This window comes from Thalassospira sp., assembly GCF_040218635.1.
Taxonomy (GTDB): Bacteria; Pseudomonadota; Alphaproteobacteria; order Rhodospirillales; family Thalassospiraceae; genus Thalassospira.
The window spans coordinates 372,230-392,748 of record NZ_JAVJRB010000009.1 but is presented as its reverse complement, the minus strand read 5'-3'; the positions used below and the strand labels follow the sequence as shown (position 1 = coordinate 392,748).

Annotated in this window: 19 protein-coding genes; 7 read left to right on the top strand and 12 right to left on the bottom strand. The window is 51.4% G+C overall.

The window, feature by feature from the left end; translation table 11 throughout:
• The first annotated feature begins 132 nt into the window (after nucleotides 1–132).
• From RIC05_RS09590 to RIC05_RS09580, 3 genes are all read left to right on the top strand, one after another.
• Nucleotides 133–2,556 (top strand): EAL domain-containing protein, encoded by a 2,424-nt coding sequence (locus RIC05_RS09590; RefSeq protein ID WP_350046888.1) that lies wholly within the window; start codon nucleotides 133–135, stop codon nucleotides 2,554–2,556.
• 536 nt (nucleotides 2,557–3,092) lie between these two features.
• Nucleotides 3,093–3,419 (top strand): ACT-like domain-containing protein, encoded by a 327-nt coding sequence (locus RIC05_RS09585; protein WP_350041994.1) that lies wholly within the window; start codon nucleotides 3,093–3,095, stop codon nucleotides 3,417–3,419.
• 52 nt (nucleotides 3,420–3,471) lie between these two features.
• Nucleotides 3,472–4,335 carry an NUDIX hydrolase gene (locus RIC05_RS09580; protein WP_350046887.1) on the top strand — a complete coding sequence of 288 codons (864 nt, stop codon included), beginning with the start codon at nucleotides 3,472–3,474 and terminating at the stop codon, nucleotides 4,333–4,335.
• Between the two features lie 93 nt (nucleotides 4,336–4,428).
• Here RIC05_RS09580 and RIC05_RS09575 read toward each other — a convergent pair whose 3' ends face one another.
• The 3 genes from RIC05_RS09575 to RIC05_RS09565 all read right to left on the bottom strand — a co-directional run bounded on the left by RIC05_RS09575 (nucleotide 4,429) and on the right by RIC05_RS09565 (nucleotide 6,287).
• On the bottom strand, nucleotides 4,429–4,911 hold the full coding sequence (locus tag RIC05_RS09575; protein WP_350041996.1) for a hypothetical protein: 483 nt from the start codon (nucleotides 4,909–4,911) through the stop codon (nucleotides 4,429–4,431).
• 102 nt (nucleotides 4,912–5,013) lie between these two features.
• Nucleotides 5,014–5,475, bottom strand: coding sequence for a cobalamin B12-binding domain-containing protein (locus tag RIC05_RS09570; RefSeq protein ID WP_350041997.1), 462 nt, complete (start codon nucleotides 5,473–5,475; stop codon nucleotides 5,014–5,016).
• A gap of 149 nt (nucleotides 5,476–5,624) precedes the next feature.
• Nucleotides 5,625–6,287, bottom strand: coding sequence for an NnrU family protein (locus tag RIC05_RS09565; RefSeq protein WP_350046886.1), 663 nt, complete (start codon nucleotides 6,285–6,287; stop codon nucleotides 5,625–5,627).
• A gap of 200 nt (nucleotides 6,288–6,487) precedes the next feature.
• On the opposite strand from RIC05_RS09565, the gene RIC05_RS09560 reads away from it, so the two are divergent.
• Complete coding sequence (locus RIC05_RS09560; protein WP_350041999.1) at nucleotides 6,488–6,928, top strand: GcrA family cell cycle regulator; 441 nt, start codon at nucleotides 6,488–6,490, stop codon at nucleotides 6,926–6,928.
• A gap of 103 nt (nucleotides 6,929–7,031) precedes the next feature.
• Here the strand turns inward: RIC05_RS09560 and RIC05_RS09555 are convergent, their stop codons facing one another.
• Both RIC05_RS09555 and RIC05_RS09550 read right to left on the bottom strand, forming a co-directional pair.
• Complete coding sequence (locus RIC05_RS09555) at nucleotides 7,032–8,987, bottom strand: bifunctional 2',3'-cyclic-nucleotide 2'-phosphodiesterase/3'-nucleotidase (protein ID WP_350046885.1); 1,956 nt, start codon at nucleotides 8,985–8,987, stop codon at nucleotides 7,032–7,034.
• A 166-nt stretch (nucleotides 8,988–9,153) separates the two neighbouring features.
• A complete protein-coding gene (locus RIC05_RS09550; RefSeq protein ID WP_350046884.1) occupies nucleotides 9,154–10,425 on the bottom strand; it encodes an MFS transporter in 1,272 nt (423 codons plus the stop codon).
• Between the two features lie 156 nt (nucleotides 10,426–10,581).
• Between RIC05_RS09550 and RIC05_RS09545 the strand changes: the two genes are divergently transcribed.
• Entirely contained in the window at nucleotides 10,582–11,382 is an 801-nt protein-coding gene (locus tag RIC05_RS09545; RefSeq protein ID WP_350044315.1) for an AraC family transcriptional regulator, read from the top strand.
• 63 nt (nucleotides 11,383–11,445) lie between these two features.
• On the opposite strand, the gene RIC05_RS09540 is transcribed toward RIC05_RS09545, so the two are convergent.
• Complete coding sequence (locus RIC05_RS09540) at nucleotides 11,446–12,027, bottom strand: hypothetical protein (protein ID WP_350044314.1); 582 nt, start codon at nucleotides 12,025–12,027, stop codon at nucleotides 11,446–11,448.
• An 801-nt stretch (nucleotides 12,028–12,828) separates the two neighbouring features.
• Between RIC05_RS09540 and RIC05_RS09535 the strand changes: the two genes are divergently transcribed.
• Entirely contained in the window at nucleotides 12,829–13,881 is a 1,053-nt protein-coding gene (locus RIC05_RS09535; protein WP_350046883.1) for a helix-turn-helix domain-containing protein, read from the top strand.
• A gap of 176 nt (nucleotides 13,882–14,057) precedes the next feature.
• Here the strand turns inward: RIC05_RS09535 and RIC05_RS09530 are convergent, their stop codons facing one another.
• On the bottom strand, nucleotides 14,058–14,342 hold the full coding sequence (locus tag RIC05_RS09530) for a hypothetical protein (protein ID WP_350046882.1): 285 nt from the start codon (nucleotides 14,340–14,342) through the stop codon (nucleotides 14,058–14,060).
• Nucleotides 14,343–14,642: 300 nt separating this feature from the next.
• Between RIC05_RS09530 and RIC05_RS09525 the strand changes: the two genes are divergently transcribed.
• Nucleotides 14,643–15,575 carry a DMT family transporter gene (locus tag RIC05_RS09525; RefSeq protein WP_350046881.1) on the top strand — a complete coding sequence of 311 codons (933 nt, stop codon included), beginning with the start codon at nucleotides 14,643–14,645 and terminating at the stop codon, nucleotides 15,573–15,575.
• A 25-nt stretch (nucleotides 15,576–15,600) separates the two neighbouring features.
• On the opposite strand, the gene RIC05_RS09520 is transcribed toward RIC05_RS09525, so the two are convergent.
• From RIC05_RS09520 to RIC05_RS09500, 5 genes are all read right to left on the bottom strand, one after another.
• On the bottom strand, nucleotides 15,601–16,494 hold the full coding sequence (locus RIC05_RS09520) for a ketopantoate reductase family protein (protein ID WP_350046880.1): 894 nt from the start codon (nucleotides 16,492–16,494) through the stop codon (nucleotides 15,601–15,603).
• A 116-nt stretch (nucleotides 16,495–16,610) separates the two neighbouring features.
• Complete coding sequence (locus RIC05_RS09515; RefSeq protein ID WP_350046879.1) at nucleotides 16,611–17,546, bottom strand: nitrilase-related carbon-nitrogen hydrolase; 936 nt, start codon at nucleotides 17,544–17,546, stop codon at nucleotides 16,611–16,613.
• A gap of 166 nt (nucleotides 17,547–17,712) precedes the next feature.
• Nucleotides 17,713–18,753 (bottom strand): extracellular solute-binding protein, encoded by a 1,041-nt coding sequence (locus tag RIC05_RS09510; RefSeq protein WP_350046878.1) that lies wholly within the window; start codon nucleotides 18,751–18,753, stop codon nucleotides 17,713–17,715.
• An 84-nt stretch (nucleotides 18,754–18,837) separates the two neighbouring features.
• On the bottom strand, nucleotides 18,838–19,632 hold the full coding sequence (locus tag RIC05_RS09505; RefSeq protein WP_350044307.1) for an ABC transporter permease: 795 nt from the start codon (nucleotides 19,630–19,632) through the stop codon (nucleotides 18,838–18,840).
• Nucleotides 19,629–20,519 (bottom strand): ABC transporter permease, encoded by an 891-nt coding sequence (locus tag RIC05_RS09500; RefSeq protein WP_350046877.1) that lies wholly within the window; start codon nucleotides 20,517–20,519, stop codon nucleotides 19,629–19,631. Before RIC05_RS09500 ends, RIC05_RS09505 begins: the two co-directional genes overlap by 4 nt.

Here is a 20,519-nt window from a genome sequence, read left to right as displayed (position 1 = left end):
ACGTCACCTCAAATAAGTTTGCCTTCTATATTCCATACGAACTAGAATCACGTCAGAAACCCGCGCTATCCCTTGATTTTGTTGAAAACAGCACGAAATATCGACGCAAAAATGTACAGAATATATGATTGTTTGACCAATCAGCACGATATCGTACTGGTTTTAGTTGCTGTAATGATCTGCTTGGGCGGTATTCACACCGCCTTTAATCTGTACGCACGGGCCTGCATGGGGCGCCTGCAACAAAGGTTCGCGTGGCTGTTTCTAACCGGTGTTGTCACGGGCAGCGCAATTTGGGCAACGCATTTCATTGCGATGCTGTCTTATGACCCTGTTTTGCCGGTTGGCTATGAGCCAGTTCTGACCGCCATTTCCCTTCTGATTGCCATCGCGGCAACCACCGTTGGTTTTGCCATCGCCTCGCTCGCCGGTCCGCATTTGTTGCTGTCGCGTCTTGTCGGCGGGCTTGTGGTTGGACTTGGCATTTCGGCGATGCATTTCACCGGCATGTCGGCAATGAGCGTTCCGGGCGTCATTAGCTGGCATATGGATATTGTCATCGCGTCAATCTTGCTGGGTGCCGTTTTCGGAATTGTTTCGCTTTGGCTGGCTGGTTCGGCGCGCACCATGCGCCAAAAGCTTTGGGGCAAGGCCAATCTGACAATTGCCGTTGCAACAATGCATTTCAGTGCGATGGGCGCACTGATCATAACACCCGATCCGACCGTCCCTGTTCCGCCCCAACTTATTTCTCAAACCTATCTTGCCGTTGGTGTTGCGGTTGTTGCGGTCCTGATGATTGCCATTGGTTTTGTCACCGCCATGGTTGATCGCCAATTGCGCGATCATGTCAGCAACCGTATGCGTATTCTTGGCGATTCTGCGATTGAGGCCCTTGTCCTGACTCAACACGGCAAGATTATTGATACCAATGACAGCTTCCTGAAACTTTCAGGGGCCAAGCAACACGAAGTGATGGATCAGGACTTTTTGGCGACCTGGCTTCCCGATACGCCGCAAGCCTTTCGGAACGGCGATATCCACTATGTTGAAACCCTGCTGTGTCTGGATGATGAGGAAGACGGCCTTCCTGTAGAGGTCATTCGTCGCGAAATTCCCGCTGACGAGATTTCAGATGATACGGTGATTTACGGCCTGCGCGATTTGCGCGAACGCTATGCGGCGGAAAAGCACATTCGGTTCTTGGCCGAACATGATTCTTTGACCCAGTTGTTGAACCGCACGACATTCAATGATCGTCTTGGCGAAGCATTGGCAGAATCCGATGAAACCGGTATTCCGGTCACGGTCATGTGCCTCGATTTTGATCATTTCAAGGAACTGAATGACAGCTTTGGCCATATCGCAGGTGACCATGCCTTGCGTGAATTGGGCAAACGACTTGGCAAACTGTTAAGTGACGACGTTACCATTGCCCGTGTCGGCGGCGATGAGTTTGTTGTTCTTTTGCATCATCAAAACAGAACTGATTTGAAGCAGGCCAATGTCCACGCGCAGGATATTGCCCAGAAAATCCTTGATAGTGTGGCCATTCCGATTTTCATCAATGAAGAAAACCGCGCCAAACTATCGGCAAGTATTGGTGTTGCCCATTATCCGAATGATGGCGAGGATGCAGAAAGCGTTCTGTTCCATGCCGACCTTGCGATGTATCGGGTCAAGCAATCGGGTGGCAATGACATGGTGTTTTATTCATCCGAAATGGATGAAGAATACCGGTTCAAGCGGCAATTGGCGTCCAACCTGCGCAAGGCAATGGATAACGGCCAACTCGAACTTTATTATCAGCCGCAATGCCATGCCGATAACCAGGAAATTTATGCGTTCGAAGCCCTGCTACGCTGGACCGATCCAGAGATGGGATCGATCCCGCCCGGCCGGTTTATTCCCATTGCCGAGGAAACCGATCTGATTGTTCCCATCGGGGAATGGGTCTTGCGCACGGCCTGCTATGAAGCGGCAAGCTGGGACAAACCACTTGGCATCGGGGTCAATCTTTCAGCCGTTCAATTGCAAAAACATGAACTGCCCGAAGTGGTTGCAAGCATTCTTGTTGAAACCGGCCTTGATCCAAAGCGCCTTGAGCTGGAAGTCACCGAAACCGCACTTATTCATAACCCCGCCCGGTCGATGAAGATACTTTCTGACATCAAGAAATTGGGCGTGCGCATCGCCATGGATGATTTCGGCACCGGATATTCATCGCTGGCAACCTTGCAAAACTTCCCGGTAGACCGCATCAAAATTGACCAGTCCTTTGTCAATAAGGTGGTCGCCAATGAACAGGCCTGCGCCATCATCCGTGCGGTGATTAATCTTAGTCGCGACCTGTCGCTTGATGTCATTGCAGAAGGGGTTGAAACAGATGAACAGGCCGCCTTCCTGACCAATCATGCCTGTAACTCGGTCCAAGGGTACAAATACGGCTATCCCCTGCCCATCAGCGAATATCAACATGTGGTTCACCCACCGGCAGCAGAACCGCAAACCGGGCCAAATGCAACGAATCGGGGCTCCGGCTTTGAAAAGGTCTAGTCCTAGCCCGAGCGAATTTATCGCTTCGGTGATCCGCGCCAAGAGGCAGATCGGCATTTGTGACAAATTCGGCATTAAAAAAGATACTTTTTCCACGTAGTTGAAAGTTTTTTGACGTTTTTTGGATCTGAAGCCTTGTATCCCACCCTTTTGCCTGCCTATATTTGGGATGTGCCTTTTCGGGCACCAGAGAGCTACCTGTCATAAGACGGAGAGAATATGATGAATAAGCGCAAAGCCGTTGCTATCGCCGTTGCCCGTGAGCAGCAGATTGCCCGTTCGATGGAAATCCTGTTTGCCGGTACCATTTTGGCCCTGATCGCATCGCTACTGGTCCTTTGATCCAGTTACCGCTTTCTTCTCTTGTCTGAAATTTCGAACCAGACGGTTCTGAAAAGTTTTCGTATAAAATAGCTCCATGACACATCACCGTATTTTCGTTGCCATCATTACGCGAATTATAAGCCCGGTTGTCTAAGGACACCGGGACGTACCAGTTCGCCTATTTGATGCCCTGAAAATCTGTGAGCACAGTCATGACCAATCATGCTTTTGCTGCGTCCCAAGCTGACGCACAATCAACCAAATCCGTATATTGTTTTTCTGTACATGCCGCTGCAGAACCGGACGTTATGCCCCGCGTTCTTGAGCTGTTTGCCAAACGTAATCTTGTTCCGGCAAGCTGGCATTCAACGGTTGCGGAAGGCAATCGTGGCTTTGCAGAATTGCAAATCGACATTCAAGTGCAACAACTTGAAACCAAAGTCGCCGAACATATCGCGCGTTGCCTGCGTCAGGTTGTTCATGTGAATACGGTCCTGACATCTGAAAAAGGCTATTCAAATTCTGCACTTAGCGCGTAATCTGATTGGGGCGTGGCGTTCACTTAGACCGCGTCCCGACAGGAGTGACGAATTGGCCTATCTTGACCACATCAAAGCTTGCAACAATGCCAATCTGTCTCGCTATGCTCGTTTTCGGATCGATGACCACGCGGTCAGCGCCGTGCGACCGGAGTTCGCCACAGCCCTGATTGCGCTTGGGCCGGACTTTGTCCGCGACAAGAACGGTGAATATGGCTTTGCTGCGCATATCACGACCCTGGAGCACCGTAATCAGGCCCTTGCCACTGCGGTTGCGTCATTACGCGATCAAGGCCTGATCAAGCGCCTGCACGGCGAGAAGTTCGACATTCGCAATTGTCTTGCGGATGCGCCGTTATGCCAGCTTGACCGATTTGCCATGCCCTATTTCGGCTGCCGGTCATGGGGGGTGCATATGAACGGTTTTGTGCGCAAACCCGATGGTATTCATATGTGGGTTGCCCATCGCGCCAAGGACAAGCCGACCTATCCCGGCATGCTTGATAATATGGTCGCGGGCGGTCAACCAACCGGACTTGGTTTTCGCCAGAATATGATTAAAGAATGCGCCGAAGAAGCCGGCATTCCCGAACACCTTTCGCAAAACGTTCTGCCGATTGGTGCTGTGTCATATCTTTATGAGACGGATGAAGGCCTTAAACCCGATGTGATGATTAATTTTGATCTGGAATTGCCAGAAGACTTCATTCCCCATTGCGCGGATGGTGAAGTGGATCGGTTTGAGTTATTGCCCCTGGCAGAGGTTGCACAAATCGTTCAGTCCGGCTTTGCATTCAAGTTCAACTGTGCGCTGGTCGTCATCGATTTCTTGATCCGCCACGGGCATCTCACAGCCGATAACGAACCAAGTTATTGCGAACTCGTTGCCGGACTTCATCGCCCAAGCAATTGTTAATCCGACCATTTCCCGCAAATAAAACAAAAGCACCAAACCCGCGGGTAAGGTGCTTTGTCATTTTGGGTACGTCCAAGAAGAAGATTGAGCCAATCACTGGCGGGGAGTATTGGGTCCACCCATAAGTGCGCCGACTGCCATCACGGTCAGCTTGGCGCGCAGGTCCGGATCAAGTTTATCCAGATCGCTTTGTTTGTTGCGCAGTGCCTTGACCGCCTCGGCAATCAATTCCTGACGGCGTTCGTCTGCGGCTGTCGGAACGGCACTTTTCTTTTTGCCAAGCTTGGCATCCGCCGCATTCAGCGCCTTTAGAATTTCCGTATGCGGGGCTTCGTTCTGTTCCGTCAGGGTTTCGGCCAAGGCCAGTGCACGGGCCTCTTCAACCGACATGCCCTCATCTTGATGGGCAAGGGCACGGTCTTCGATCCGGCGGGCCTGACGGGCCTGTGTTGCGGTTTGCTCCGCCGTCATCCCGTCACGCACCTGAAGGGATTGTGCATCATTATAGGCGCGAATGGCATCCCTGCCCTTCTTGCCGACAAAGACGCGCATCAGCGTTTCCTTGAGCAATCCCATCAACCCGTCCTTTGATTAAACGTCCCACATCGGGTGCAACCATTATGCACATAAAGGGTTTCTAAATCATTGCCCCGTATCGCCACGGGATTTTGCAATGATTCAAATATGTTGTGCGACACGGCCTTCTTCAACCGCCAGAATGTAATCTATCAGGGCCTCGCAATCGCTTGTTTGCAGATGTTCAAGATCACAGACAAAATCAACATTGCTGCTGGCCGGATCATCAGCATGACCGACAATGCCGAACTTCACATATTCCGCGTCCAGTGCATCCAGTGCGGAAATCAGATCCGCCACATGCACGCGATCTGTTGACGTTAATGATGTCCGGACCAGAACCAGCATGTCTGCATCACAATCAATCACCTGTCGGGCAATGGATTGGGCATCGGAATGTTGGGGTGCGACATCGACATCAAATCCGCCATCGGCAAACAGGGTTGCAACCTGCTTATGATACCGCTCCTCGTCCGAGGATGCGGTTGCCAAAAGCAAACGCGGGTGACGTCCTTCCATTTCGGCAAACTTGGCAAGATTGGTCGCGAGTTGGGGTGATGTCATAACGCCTCGCTTTGAATGTCCGTTCGCCACAACGCATGGCAAACCGGGTCGGGTGGAGCAAGTCAGCGATGTATGTCTTGGCGATACACCAAGACCACCAGTATCCCTTTCAAAACCCGGACTGGCAAGTATCGCGCTCATACGATGTTTTACCAACCGGCCATCTCAAGCGGATTAACCCCAATGACATGCCCATGTCCGATCAGAATGACACCATAGGCAAGCACCCCGACAACAATATCGCGAAGTCCAATCGCCCCTTTAAGCAGCCCAGACGGGGAAAACCGCCGAGTCCCTGATAAAATGGCTTGATGTTGGCTTTGGGGAATGTCGCGCAGGCGCAATTTTTCCATCCGGGAAAAGCCAATCAGGGCAAAAATTGCACTGCCGCCAAAAAACAGCAGAGCTACAAGGTCCCCATTGGCAATCACATGCCCCATCCCCCACAGGAAAACCCCCAATAACAGCGGATGACGGCAGAAACGGTTAACCCCCGGACGTTCCGGGTCAAAGCCGGTTTTACGCCCAATCGACAAGGGACAAGGTTGAAGAATGGCGCAGGCCCACAAAATACAGGTGGGCAACATGATAATAACGAGAAGCTTTGCCTGCCATGGTTGATAGTCCCACAGCACAAACGACTCCGCGTTCAGTACTTCGTAAATAACCCACCCAAACAAGATCGTGGAAAGGATAGAAAAACCAATGACATATCCCTGGTATCCGATCCGTTTGACAATTTTCTCGCGCAGAAGGCCCGGAACAATATGTGCGCCCAGAAAAACCGCCACCGAGATGAAAAACCAGACCAATTTGCGATCCTCTCTTTACATTGCTGCTTCAACATGCAAATTGCGCTGTTCGCGCAGGCTGGTCAGGATGCGAATCTCCAAGACCCTTGCGTTACGTGATATTAGCGGATACCTCTGTATCCCTGTTTGACATCGGACAATAAGCAACTGCCTTTGGTGAAATGCCATCGGCGGGCAACGGAACACGGAATATACTCGAAATGAGCTGGACGCCGGAAAAGATTGAATTGCTGACCTCGCTCTGGAATCAGGGCTGGACTACGGCACGTATCGGTGAAGAACTGGGCGTTGGCAAAAATGCCGTCGTTGGCAAGGCACACCGCCTTGGCCTGCCTAAGCGCCCTTCCCCGATTCAGCGTCGTGCTGAGGAAGCTGAACAGAAGAAAGCACCGGCACCTAAACAGCCGGCCAAGGGCATCACGATCTATGACCTTGGCGTTGGTATGTGCCGTTGGCCGTTTGGTGATCCGGACCACGATGACTTCCACTTCTGTGGCAAGAAAATCGTTCCGAGCAAACCTTACTGTCTTGAACATTGCACACAGGCTTACCTGAACGGCAAAAGCCCGCGTGAGGATAATCCTCCCGGACAGCAGGGTGGCCCCGGCCACAAAGGTCCGCAAGCGCCAACCAAGAAATAAGCTTTCTCTGCGATGGCTCATTGAACCTTGCAGATACAGATCAAAAAAAGCCGCCCTTTTTATAAGGGGCGGCTTTTTTCCTATCCGGGCTGCTCAACCCTGCTTATTCGCTTTGCAGGACATATTTGGCAAAGCCATCCTGATCTTCGCCAACGAAGCTGATATTGTTTGGCGCATTGGCCGCACCGGATGCCTTGGGGCTGGTCACGAAGCTGACATTCGACGCATCCCCGATCGAGGCAAAGGTCCAGTTGCCATCGGCCTTTGGATCAATTTCCTTTTCGCTCAGGATATAGTTTCCAAGAACCGTCCGGTTTTCATCGGGGGCCTCGACAATGATGGTTGATCCATCCAGACCCGGGAAGTTACCCCCACCAGCAGCACGATAGTTATTGGTCGCGACAATGAATTGCTGGTCCGCGGTTACCGGCTTGCCATCAAATGCCAGATTGATGATACGGTGACTGTCGCCGTTCACCACTTCGCCCGCCTTGTTATAACGTGCGGCCTTGGTGACATCGATCTGATAGGTCACGCCATCAATCACATCATAATTGTAGGTCGGGAAATCCGGATTGATCAGGGCCTGCTCTTCCCGACTGTTCGGGTCAATCTGATTGAACTGCCCGGCGGACATTTCAAGCCATTCACGTACCTGATCACCATCAAGCAATACCGCACGTACCGTGTTGGGATAGATGTACAGATCGGCAACGTTTTTCAGCGCAATCTTGCCTTCGGGGATATCGGTGAAGTAATCCGGGCCACCGCGACCACCCGCCTTGAACGGCGCACCCGCCGACAGGATCGGGATACCGTCATATTCCGAACCGTTCAGGATTTTTTCCAGATACCATTTCTGGGCATTGGTCACGATCTGGATTGATGGATCATCGGCCACCAGCGCGAAGAAACTGTTGATCGGTGCAGACGTGGTGCCGACACCTTCACGCATATAGGCAATGGTTGCTTCGTGCTCGTCTTTGACTGCCGCGATGATATCCGGGTCCGCTTCGACCAACGGGGTGACCGTGCGGCCTTCGCGCTGATAGATCGGGCGGGCATCCGACAGACTGTCGACCACTTTCCATTCACCGGCATCCGATACATTCAACGTCAGGTCAATCACGCCAAGATGACTGCCCCAGAATCCCGGCATGACCGCAGCAACGCCGTTAATCGTGCCTTTGGCAAGGTCGACACCTTCAAGGTCGGAAAACGCGTCAGACGGAAATACCGTATGGGCATGACCAAACAGGATCGCATCAATGCCATCCACCTTGGACAGGTAATAGGTGGCGTTTTCTTCCATACCATGACGTTCCATGGTCGAAAGCCCGGAATGCGGGACGGCGATGACGATATCCGCACCTTTTTCGCGCATTTCCGGGACGTATTTTTCGGCCATCTCGACCATGTCCTTGGAAATCACTTTGCCTTCAAGATTGGCCTTGTCCCATTGCATGATTTGCGGTGGGACAAAGCCGATCACGCCGACCTTTGCCTTGTGGGATTTGCCGGCATCATCAACAAATTCACGATCCAGGATCACATAAGGCTGGAAATACGGCTGATCGTTTTCGGCATTGCCATCACCGTCATCGACAAAGACATTGGCACTGACATAGGGGAAATTCGCCCCGGCAATCGAATTGTCGAGAAATTCCAGACCATAGTTGAATTCATGGTTGCCGATATTGGCCGCGTCATAGCCCAAAAGGTTCATCGCCTTATAGACGGGATGGGTTTCGCCTTTTTCCAGTCCGCGTTCCTTGGCCATATAATCGCCAAGCGGGTTACCTTGAATAAGATCACCATTATCGACAAAGACAACGTTTTCTGCTTCGCCGCGTGCGGTTTTAAGGAGTGTGGCAACCTTTGCCAAACCAACCGTGTCAGATGCACCGTCGCGATAATAATCGTAATTGACCAGATGCGTGTGAATATCGGTCGTTTCGAGGATCCAAAGCGAAACCGTGCTGTCGGCAAGTGCCGTCCCGCTGGCCAGTGCCAGCGACAGCCCCATAACAGCTGCGCCTGTCTTGTTGATAAATGCCATGTGTCTTTTCCCTGTTCGTGTGCTCGGTCGGACAACTGTATTCTTGTTCAGATGGTCAAGTTTTGAAGATTTTGCGAAAAAGACAAGGCAAATACAAATAGAAACGCCTGCGCGTCTGCGCAGGCGTTTCCAAACTTGAAGCAATCCGCCAATCTGGCGCAACTCATCAGGCAGGAACAGCTGCCGGGGATTTGTAGCCCCGAACCACTTCGTTCCCAGGTTCCGGATCATTGGGCACATTAAATGCCAGGATCAGCGACACCGCCGCCATTGCCGCCCCGGCCAGGAACACCGCACTGGGCGAAATCAGCCAAAGCAGGCCAAAAGCAACAGGGATAAACACCGCTGCGATGTGATTGATCGTAAAGCTGACCCCGGCTGTCGACGAAATATCGGCAGGATCGGCGATCTTTTGGAAATATGTCTTGATCGCAATCGCCATGGCAAAGAACAGATGATCAATCACGTAAAGACCACCGGCAATGACATGGTTTTCGACAAAGGCATAAGACACAAAGACACAGAACAACCCGATATATTCAAAGCTGAGCGCCCGGCGCTCGCCCCATTTCGCAATCAGCTTGCCGATTTTTGGTGCCAAAAACATATTGATCGCGTGGTTCAACAGATACAGCAGCGTAATCGTTGCCGCATCATAGCCGAACTTTTCGACCATCAGGAAACCGGCAAAAACCGTGAAAATCTGACGGCGCGCACCGCTCATGAATGTCAGTGCGTAATACAGCCAATAACGTTTGCGCAAAATCAGCTTTTTGGTTTGCGGATGGGTATCGGAGAATTTTGGAAACGCGCCCCAGATGAACAGGGCCGCAATGACCGTCAGCGCCCCGCCAAACAGATAGACATAGCGATATTCGACAGCAAAAACTTCCAGCATCACCCAGACCACGCCAAACATCACAAGCGATGAAATAGATTTGGCGGAAAGCTGCTTGCCCATCACGATGGCGGTGCGTTCTTTCTTCACCCATTGCAAGGAAAGCGCCTGTTGCATGGTTTCAAAATAATGGAACCCGATCGACATCAGAACCGTGGTGCAATACAGCCCGACCACAGTCGGGAAATATCCCGAAATGGCAACGCCAATCCCCAGCACCAAAAGCGATAACAAAGCAAATGTCTGTTCACGCAGGATCAGCAGGACGAAAATTGCGGTGAAAGCAAGAAAGCCCGGAATTTCGCGCAGGGACTGCAATATCCCGATTTCACGTCCGGTAAAATCGGCCATCTCGACCGAAAAGTTGTTCAAAAGCGCCATCCAGGTCGAAAAGGATAGCGGCATGGCAGCAGCCATAAGGATCAAAAGAACTTCGGGGTTGCGCCAGCCCTTATAGACAGGCGTGGTATTATTGCCATCAGCCACATCGCCGAGTGGGGCGGCGTGATTACTGGCTTCTGGTATCAGGTTCTTGGACATTTTGTCTCCCCAGACAGGGCCGCATTGGTGGCGGTTCCATTGTCACAACTGTGTATGGTTTGGAATGCGACCAAATTAAACCTGTTGAGACCGTCTGTCTTACGTTAATCTGCCAACATATATCGCAATTCAGACAGTTTCAGGGTTGCCTGTCTTATGCCCCATATCATGAATACTTTTGATGCCCGTCCGATCCATCACAATAACCGCCCTCGGCCCAAAGAATTGCCCCGCGCGGTTTATGTCCGGGTCAGCGACATGCCCGCGGGCTATCACGTTGCCAGCCATAGCCATGACTGGAACCAGCTTCTTTACGCGCTGGACGGAACAATGACCGTCGTTACCGAAGCAGGCATGTGGATTGTCCCGCCGCAACGCGCGGTCTGGGTGCCACCCCATACCGAACATGCGGTGACCTGTACCGGTTTCACCCGCGCCCGTCACCTGTATATCGGCCGCGATGTAAAAGTGAATTTGCCCGATCGCTGCATTGTTCTGGAAGTCAGCCCGCTTTTACGTGAACTGATCCGGGCTGCGACCGAAATCCCGATTGAATATGATGAAGACGGAGAAGAGGGGCGCTTGATCCGTGTTCTTCTGGATCAGATCAAAGCACCCGAACAGGACAACCTGCACCTACCTGCCCCAAAGGACTTGCGGCTTTCGAAAATCTGCGAGCATTTGCAAAGCGATCCGGCAGATAATCGAACCCTTGATGACTGGGCAAAGGTCAGTGGGGCCTCCAGCCGGACCTTGGCACGGCTGTTTCAGCGCGATACCGGCATGCCATTTCGCGACTGGCGGCAGAAGCTTCGTCTTTTATATGCCTTGGAAAAGCTGGCCAATGACCGCCCTGTCACAGAGATTGCCCTTGATCTGGGCTATGAAACACCATCGGCCTTCATCGCCATGTTCAGAAAGGCAACCGGGCGGACACCGGGTGGATATTTCCGTTAACACATATAAACGTCATCTTGGACCAAGATGACGTTTCAGCAGTCGGTGTATGGGAACAGGTCCTTAGTCCGTAAAGTGCCGAAGCGGCGGAAGAATATCGTTCTCTGGCTCCGCGTCTTTGCCATACCGGTTAATCGCATTGGAGTGGGCCGGAGCCGACCGGCGATTTTGCGCACAAAGATTGTGAATTTCGACCATCATGTCCGGCGACCAGCACAAGGCAGAATCAGACGGCATGGATGCTTCTTTTGAGGCATGGCTTGAAGCACCCTTTTGGTTCTTGCCACTGCCATGGTGTATTTCACGGTCGCGATCAAACAAAATGCGCTCGATCGTCGGCATGGCTTCTGCGATGGATCTCAAGACCTCGACGCTGTCGCCGATCGTCTTGACCATCGCGCGGGCCATTTCTTCGTATGAATCTGCATGATCGGTGTCACGCGGTGTCGCGTGCGCGTCATCGACCAGACTGAAACCCTTGGCCGAATTCACAATAAGCGAGACAGGACTATGCCAAGCTTTGTGGTTTGGTTCATTTACTCTACGGCCAGGAACGATGTGACTGGCCTTGCCCCAATCGCGACCCGGATCGGAGAAATTCATCTCCCCGTAGCGGCGTGCTGGGTGTGTGTCGCATGAATGCATTTTCTCCCCCAAAGAGATAAATAAGCATTGCCCCGAAAACTCTGCCCTTCCGATTATTGCGTGCAGAGCCATTTCTTAGAATTTTTGTGCGTCATATGTACCACAGACGCAATTTTTTCAATGCCCATTCCGTCCAAATCAATTTGCAATCAGTCCATAAAATCGCTCTAACCCGCAGTACACTTAGTCTTTCATTAACCAAACGCGCTCTTTGGTGTAGGTAATCTGAAGAATAACTATACCAATGGGATTTTTGCCGCTGTCGCGAATTGAGAATCCTAAATTAAACGCCATCAAGATTCGCATTCATGCGGCATGAACGTTTGGAACAGTCGATCGGAAACGCTGAATTGGGAGCCAGAGGACACCGGATCAACAGTCCGGCATTTGGTATTTCACTGTCGACGGTCACCTATGCTTAAGAGGTAAAGCGACGTCTCCGTGTTTTCAGCCAAACCCCTTGGCCAGAATGATCAGGTTGATACATGCCATGAGTGCTGGCGGCATGGACTGATAGTATAAGGTCCGGACCCTGCTTCCTTACGCGACTTCAGACACAAAAACGGTAAGAAACCATGGCATATTTCAACGCATAATAATTTTTTTAGGCTTCTTAATACCTGAAATCATTCAGAACAATGCTGCCACAAATGATCAAATCTTGTTTGAGCATTTGTTTGCTTTGCGTCATTCGTAAATTTGATTTATCTTATTTACGTGGATAGGCAAGTAGCCTGACCCAATCCACACGTATAAGCGCAATTTAAGTGCTTGCCACGTAGGCAACTTGGGGTAGATGAAATGCAATCGGAACAGGATTTTGCTGGTACCGCCAGCACTTATTTTACTGTTGATGGCCTTCCTGTAAATGAACGCTATGGCATTTGGAAAGATGCTATTCAGAGTATTTTTAGCGTCGATGCAGACAAGCAGATTCGAGAAGACGACTTTCGAACAACGATAGAATCCCATTTATTCGGCTCATTAATGCTTATGGAAGTTCATACGCGTGCTCAGCAATGGGGACGGGGCTATGAGCAGATTGCCGGGAACGGCATGGACCATTACGGCATTGGTCTTTACCAAGAAGGTACCGTCTATTGCGAGGGCGCAAAGGGCGGCAAGGTTTTAAAACCCGGCGGGTTGATGATTTATGATCTTACCCAACCTTTTACAGCCGAGACAAGCGACCTTAAGAACCTTAACCTCGTGATTCCACGCTCGCTTGTTGAAGACTTGCTTCACCAACCAGATGAACATTGCATGCGCTTTCTTGAACCGTCCGATCCGATGGTTCAGATCATTCGCGATATGATCATTTCGCTGCATCGCAATGTGGTTTCCCTGAATTATCAGCAATCATTGGTGTTGGAAAAAACAATTCCGATGTTGCTGGCCAATTGCCTGAATTCGGTATCCGGTCAAACCCGCGAAACCAGCCACGAACGCCAAAACATTCTGAGCATGGTCCGCATGAGACGGTATTTCCGCGAGAACCTTGGTTCCCCGGAACTCAACCCGCGTCAGGCGGCTCAGGATCTGGGTGTCTCACGATCCAAACTTTACACATGCTTTGCGCCATATGGCGGGGTCTATAATTACGTTCGTGACTTACGGTTGCGTCGGGCAATTACGTTATTGAACGACCCACTTCGTGCCCGTTCATCCATCTATGACATTGCTTTGGAATGCGGATTTTCCAGCGATGCCAGCTTCATCCGCGCGTTTCGCGAGAAATATGACGTGACACCGGGCGAGGTTCGAAATGGTGCCGCGGTCCATGGCCGCAAGTATTTTGGCAATGGCGGCCCTGCCGACAAGCTGTTCGAAAACTGGATACATGGCCTAACATAGGCTTAAGACCATCCAACCTGATCTGGTTAACCAATGCCCCGTAACGGGTATTGGTTAATCGGGATCTTTGTCACCTGTTCTTATCAAGAAAACACCCCGATCACGGTCAAGAGGCGGCGGGCATTGCAGCCCTTTCCACAGGCAATCTATTGCCTTGTCAATCAGCCGAGCAAAGATCACCCAAGTTGCGAGACAGCAAGATTTTGGGGTGCCGCTTCGTCTTGCAAATATGTTCCATGCCCCAGCAACCCTTCGATTGCCAGAATTTCAACATGCTCTGACTTGAACAGATTGATCATGCGCAGACCGACATAGGGATTGGGCACAAGGATGATATCCGCCAAGCCAAGATAAAGCTCGATCAGCTGGCTTAAATTGGATTGGTTTTGTTCAATGATGACGACGGGTCGCTGATTGGCAAATCGCGTATAGGGGATTAGCTCATCTGCAAAAATTTGCATTGCATCCTGTATCATAGCGGCCCGTCCCTACCTGGTTTGCGACCCGTTGCGATGCCCTATGATCACGCCACTCTTGGCTATGGCATCTCTGCTGAGAACATTGAGTGTGCCCCATAAAAAAAACGCCACTATCCCGTGAGTCCATTTTTTTGTGCAAAGCGTCCAGATTTTCGACCAAACATCTTTAGGCCAGAACAGTTTGCAATTTTTATCAGCCCAGACATGAAAATTTGTCATTCATTCAATCGCCTGAATGTCGGCTATTGATAGCAAGGACAGACTGGCAAAAAGGCTGCAGCGATGAATACAATTTGGTCGGGCATTGGATTGCGGCTGGCAGCGACCGGGCTGTTTGCAATCATGAGCCTTTTTGTCCGCATGGCATCGTTTGAAGCACCGGTTGGCCAGATTGTATTCTGGCGAAGCTCCGTGGCCCTGCTGCCGATCATTTTATACCTGATGTGGCGCAAAGAATTCCCCCGCGCATTGCGGACAAAACGCCCTTGGGGGCATCTAAAACGCAGTACTTATGGCTGTGTCTCGATGTTTCTGTCTTTCATTTCGCTGGCTTATCTGCCCCTCGCACTTGCCACGGCCCTTGGTTTCCTTGCCCCCTTGATCGTCATTCCGGTTGCCATACTTGCCCTTCGGGAAAATCCGGGATGGCTTGTCATCAGTGCAACTTTTGGCGGGTTTGCGGGCATTTTTCTGATCTTGTGGCCGATGATATCGACACCTGGTCTTGATCACGGCACCATCGTCGGGATTGCTGCGGGTATTGCGTTTGCCATCACCACCGCATTTGCCAAAGTCCAGATCAAGGCGCTTACCACCACCGAACCATCGGGGACGATCGCGTTTTACTTTGCCGTTATCTGTTCGATTGGCGGGTTGCTCAGCCTTCCGCTTGGCTGGGCCCCGGTATCGACGGGAAATCTTATCTGGCTTATTGGTGCGGGCCTGACCGGTGGCCTTGCCCATATTGCAATGACCGAAGCCCTTGCCCGCGCACCGGCATCGACATTGTCGGCATTTGAATATACCGCAATGATCTGGGCCATTCTTCTTGATGTTTTGGTGTTTGGCATACTCCCCGCCCCGGTAAGTCTGATCGGCGGGGTCGTGATCGTGCTGGCAGCTGCTGTTGTCATGTTTAATGATCAACTGATTGCATTGGCACAAAAGTACCTTCGTACTTCCAGATGCGCGAAGACCAACTCACCTGCGGAATGATCGATCAAACGATCTTGCAATAACCTTAGGACTGTTTGGTTTCGACCAGCTTGGTTAAGGCATGCAATGTCAGGTTGGTTGGCGTCGGGATACCAAATTCCTTGCCTTTACGAACGATATAGCCGTTCAGGAAATCGATCTCGCTGGTTTTTCCCCGTGCCAGGTCCTGCGCGGTGGATGAAAACTGGGCTGGCATGGTATCAGCGATTTTTTCAACTGCTGCCCAGACATCGCCTTGCACCGTCACACCGCATGCCTTTGCCACGGCAAGACATTCATCGACTGCCGTGCGCATCACATCCCAAACACCTTCACCCTGAACCAGTTCCCCATAGGGACGCTGCGTAATGGCAGAGAGTGCGTTATAGGCGCAATTCAGGATCATTTTGGCCCAAAGCGCGCCATCGGCATTTTCAGAAATTTCAACCGGAATAAGGGCCGGGCGTAATGTATCTGCGACCACCTGACTTTGTGGCGACATGCCGATCACAAGCTCACCACGCCCATGATGTTTTACATGGCCCGCCCCGCCCATACTGGTTGCGACATACACCACCACCGGAATCACCGGCTGATCAAGAACCCCAGCCAGACGTTCGGCATTATCAACACCGTTCTGAAGGCTCAGGATAATGGTATCTTTTCCAATAAACGGCTTGATCTGCGTGCCGGCATCGACGGTATCGGTGGATTTCACACAAAACAAAATCAGCTCGGCCCCGGCAACAGATGCTGCATCGGTGCTCCCCGTTACCGCGACATATTCCTGCGACGCCCCGAAATCAAGCAACAAGCCATCCCGGTTCATGGCCTCAACATGGGTTGGACGACCAATAAGCGTCACATCATGCCCGGCACGGGCCAACATGGCACCGTAATAACAGCCAACAGCCCCCGCACCCATTACCGCGATTTTCATGTGAATTGGTTCCGATCTTTTTGCGTTTTAGTCTATGAAACGGACGTGATCCATCATCTGGTCGGGCGTTCCGCCGCCAGTTTCATCCTCGTCATTTTACACAAAGATTCAAGTCGTTATGACAAAGGTTTGGTGATCTCGATATGATCGGCGGACCACCCGCCGGGCCAGACTTCGGCATCGCCATTGCGTAAAGCCCGCACAAGCCCGATCGGAACGTCTTTGGCAACAAGCATCGCGCCATCAGCGCCGTCATCAAATGTCGGCTCCGCTTGGGCAAAAAGTCCGGTATGGCCAAGCTGCGGTTCGCACGGGGTGTAAACAGAACAGCCCGAATAGTTGGTCGGGTTCTGCGTTGTATTGATCGCCGTTCCCGTTGTGCCACATACCCCAATAACCGTCATAAGTTCGACGGCGCGCGCTTTGGCGCAGCCAAACACACGATGATATCCCGATGGGGTTACGGTCATGGATGGCACCAACAAAAGATCAATATCAAGCGGGGCCAAACGGCACGACAAGGCCGGCATTTCAATATCAAGACAGATCAAAACCGCAACTTTCAAGCCACGCCATTCGATCACGGTAAACTGCTTGCCCGGTGTAAGGTTCCAGTTATCGGGTTCCTGTTCGCCCGGGGTCAGCGATAATTTGTCCTGAATGACAGCATTGCCTTCGGGGGTGAAAATCATTGCGCTGTTTGTCTGGCCCATATCCGGGTTCTTGGCATCAAGATGCCAAGGCATGCTGCCCGCGACCAGCAACATATCATGGCGTTTTGCCAATTTGGCCGCATGGGTTCGGGCTTCGCCTGCCTGATCGGCCATCCATGCCATTTCCTGATTGGGTTTCAAACCATCGGGTTTGAAGGCCATCCATTGTTCGCTGGCATATTCAGGCATGACAAAAACCTTCGCCCCCTGTTTTGCCACCTTTGCCATTTGCGCATCAACGTGATCTGCCCAATCGGCCATGCTGCCAACAGCCTTGCCTAAATTGGTTGCCCACAGGGCGATGGTTACGTGATCAGGGAACGAAGGCGGGGACGTCATGATATTGTCTTCCTGTCGAATGAGCGTGTGGCATTGGTGGCATCAAGGTTTTGGCATCGTACAGATAGATACAGTGCGATGCCAAAACTCTGACGAAGGGCTTCCTGTTCCGGCGCAGCACAAACAGGGGAGCTCGCCGGAACAGGAAAATGATGCGCAATCCGGATCAGCTTTTCAGCTTGGTCCAAACGCGGTTTCGCAGATCACGCGCCTTGACCGAGCAATTCTGCCCCGGGATCAGCAAGTCTGCATATTCATCGGGCATGTTGACCGCAGGATCCGCATTCAGCGATGCGTCCATGAATTCGCCGGTACCTTTGATCGAATTCATGTAACCGGCATAGTTCGATGCCTCGGCGGCATTTTCCGGTTTCATCATCCAGTTGATAAAGGTCTTGGCATTATCAAGGTTCGGCGCACCGGTCGGGACAACGAAGTGATCCGACCAATAGGTCAGGCCTTCTTTCGGATAGACAAAGACGGCTTCTGGAACGGTTTCCTTGGTCCGATGTGCCGCACCGTTCCACTGCATATGCATGGTAACTTCGCGGGCCGACATACGGTCAATCGTCCCTTCTGAGCTGTAAACAGCGATGAACGGCTTTTGTTTCAGCAGGATATCGAGGACCTTTTGCGCTTCTGCCGGGTCTTCGGTGCATTTTTCAATACCTGCATAATAAGAAGCCGCATTGTACATTTCGACTTCATCATTCAGTGCACCGATTTTGCCGCGGAATTCCTCACGCGGTTCAAAGAACTCTTTCCAGCTTTGTTCCATGTCGGCATCGGTTGCAGCCCCGTCATAGGTAAAGCCGGTCGTGCCCCAAAGATAGGTGACCGAATATTTGCGGTCCGGATCGTATTTCATCGTGTCATGCGGTTTGGCAACGTTGCCGAAATTCTCAAGGTCTTTGGCATCGAACTCGGTTGCGAGACCTTCCTTGATCATGACATCGACCATGTAATCGGATGCGACAGCAATGTCATAACCCGATGCGCCAGCCTGCAATTTCGCCAGCATGGTTTCATTGGAATCATACACATCCAACGTCACCTTGATCCCGGTTTCCTTTTCAAACTTTTCCATCAGCTCAGGCGGGAAATAATTCGACCAGTTATAGAAGAACAGTTCACCGTCTGCTTTTGCCGACCCAACCGACAACAAGGCCAGGGCAGATGCCCCCAGAAGTACGGAACGTAATTTCATCGTAAGTCTCCCTGTTATGGACGGTACATTTGTTATTTTGATGCATTCGGCCCGCCCAGAAACCGAACACCTGAAGACACAGAATCAGTAGCGAATGCGATCAATCAGGAACGACACGCTGACAAAGATAATCGACACCAAAAGCATCATTGCCGAAATCGCATTTACTTCGGGCGTAATGCCAATCCGGATCATCCCAAAGATGTAAATCGGAAGCGTGGTCGCCCCGGCCCCACCAACAAAGTAGGAAATCACGAAATCATCAAGCGAGATGATAAAGGACAACATCGCACCCGACAAAATACCTGGCCAAAGCAACGGTAAAGTCACCCGTTTGAAAGCCTGCCATTCATTGGCATAAAGATCGTTTGCTGCTTCTGCCAGGGACGGGTCCATGCCTTCTAACCGCGCCCGGATCGGTAAATAGGCAAACGGAATACAAAACACCGTATGGGCAACAATGATTGTCAGAAGCCCAAGCTTGATCCCGATTGCGACAAAGAACAGCAAGGTTGCAATCGCGGTGACGATTTCAGGCACCAGCAAGGGCAAAACCAACATTGCCGAGACACCATTTTCACCACGAAACCGCCCGCGTGACATCCCCATCGCCGCCAGCGTTGCAGCAATGGTCGCAATGACAGTTGCAGACACCGCAACCACCAACGAATTTTTTGCCGCCCGCAACATGTCATCATTGGACAAGGCCACGACATACCAATCGGTGGTAAAGCCGGTCCAGATCGTCGCCAGCCTGTTTTCATTAAAGGACAGCGCAATCAGAACCACGATGGGCAAATACAGATAGGCAAAGAAAAACATTGCCGTCGAGGTGATCCCGCGAAAACGCCATAGCGGGTTGGAGGCATCGACCTTCATATCTTTTCCTCCGGCAATGATTTGAATTTCAGCGAATAAGCCATCATTGAAATCAGAACGATCGCCAACAAGACAAAGCCAAGCCCGGCCCCAAATGGCCAGTTACGCGCAGCACCGAACTGACTGCCAATCAGGTTGGCAATCATCATGAACTTGCCCCCGCCCAGAAGTTCGGGCGTGACATAAGCACCAAGACACGGAATGAAAACAAGGATACAGCCCGCCGCAATTCCAGGTGTCGCAAGTGGCAGAATCACACGGGTCATAGCTCGGCGTTTGTCCGCGCCAAGGTCAAAGGCGGCCTCAACCAACCGATGATCAAGTTTCTCAAGGCTGGCGTAAATCGGCAAAACCATGAATGGCAAATATGTATAGGTCAGGCCGATTGAAACGGCATAGGGCGTGTAAAGAATATCCAGCCCGCCGGTTTCCATGCCTGCCCAATTCAGCAAGCTGTCAAGCAATCCACCATTGCGCAGCAACAACATCCACGCATAGTTTCGCACCAGAATGTTGGTCCAGAACGGAATCGTCACCAAAAATATCAGAAGATTGCGACGTCCCTGCGGCTGCATGGAAATATAGAACGCTGTCGGAAAACCCAATAGCAACGCAAACGTCATGGTCATTGCCGACAGACCAAATGATCGAACAAAAATCTGGATATAGTCGGTATTGACGACCAGATTATCCATCAGATCGCGTTCGAAGATGAAATTGACATAGGCGTTGGTAGAAAACGCCCCCCAATTCACGCCGCCATAATCGCCGCGTTCCAAAATCGAGACATAAGCCATCTGCACAAGCGGAATGGCCATGAAGAACGCGATATAAACAACAGCTGGCGCAATCAGCCAAAATCGTTTGCTGCGCAATATGTTGCCCAT

Excerpts from the sequence above, each read along its gene's own strand:
- RIC05_RS09585 (WP_350041994.1), top strand. The coding sequence starts at position 3,093 with ATGACCAATCATGCTTTTGCTGCGTCCCAAGCTGACGCACAATCAACC.
- RIC05_RS09575 (WP_350041996.1), bottom strand. The coding sequence starts at position 4,911 with ATGGGATTGCTCAAGGAAACGCTGATGCGCGTCTTTGTCGGCAAGAAG.
- RIC05_RS09570 (WP_350041997.1), bottom strand. The coding sequence starts at position 5,475 with ATGACATCACCCCAACTCGCGACCAATCTTGCCAAGTTTGCCGAAATG.
- RIC05_RS09560 (WP_350041999.1), top strand. The coding sequence starts at position 6,488 with ATGAGCTGGACGCCGGAAAAGATTGAATTGCTGACCTCGCTCTGGAAT.
- RIC05_RS09555 (WP_350046885.1), bottom strand. The coding sequence starts at position 8,987 with ATGGCATTTATCAACAAGACAGGCGCAGCTGTTATGGGGCTGTCGCTG.
- RIC05_RS09550 (WP_350046884.1), bottom strand. The coding sequence starts at position 10,425 with ATGTCCAAGAACCTGATACCAGAAGCCAGTAATCACGCCGCCCCACTC.
- RIC05_RS09545 (WP_350044315.1), top strand. The coding sequence starts at position 10,582 with ATGCCCCATATCATGAATACTTTTGATGCCCGTCCGATCCATCACAAT.
- RIC05_RS09540 (WP_350044314.1), bottom strand. The coding sequence starts at position 12,027 with ATGCATTCATGCGACACACACCCAGCACGCCGCTACGGGGAGATGAAT.
- RIC05_RS09535 (WP_350046883.1), top strand. The coding sequence starts at position 12,829 with ATGCAATCGGAACAGGATTTTGCTGGTACCGCCAGCACTTATTTTACT.
- RIC05_RS09530 (WP_350046882.1), bottom strand. The coding sequence starts at position 14,342 with ATGCAAATTTTTGCAGATGAGCTAATCCCCTATACGCGATTTGCCAAT.
- RIC05_RS09525 (WP_350046881.1), top strand. The coding sequence starts at position 14,643 with ATGAATACAATTTGGTCGGGCATTGGATTGCGGCTGGCAGCGACCGGG.
- RIC05_RS09520 (WP_350046880.1), bottom strand. The coding sequence starts at position 16,494 with ATGAAAATCGCGGTAATGGGTGCGGGGGCTGTTGGCTGTTATTACGGT.
- RIC05_RS09515 (WP_350046879.1), bottom strand. The coding sequence starts at position 17,546 with ATGACGTCCCCGCCTTCGTTCCCTGATCACGTAACCATCGCCCTGTGG.
- RIC05_RS09510 (WP_350046878.1), bottom strand. The coding sequence starts at position 18,753 with ATGAAATTACGTTCCGTACTTCTGGGGGCATCTGCCCTGGCCTTGTTG.
- RIC05_RS09505 (WP_350044307.1), bottom strand. The coding sequence starts at position 19,632 with ATGAAGGTCGATGCCTCCAACCCGCTATGGCGTTTTCGCGGGATCACC.
- RIC05_RS09500 (WP_350046877.1), bottom strand. The coding sequence starts at position 20,519 with ATGGGCAACATATTGCGCAGCAAACGATTTTGGCTGATTGCGCCAGCT.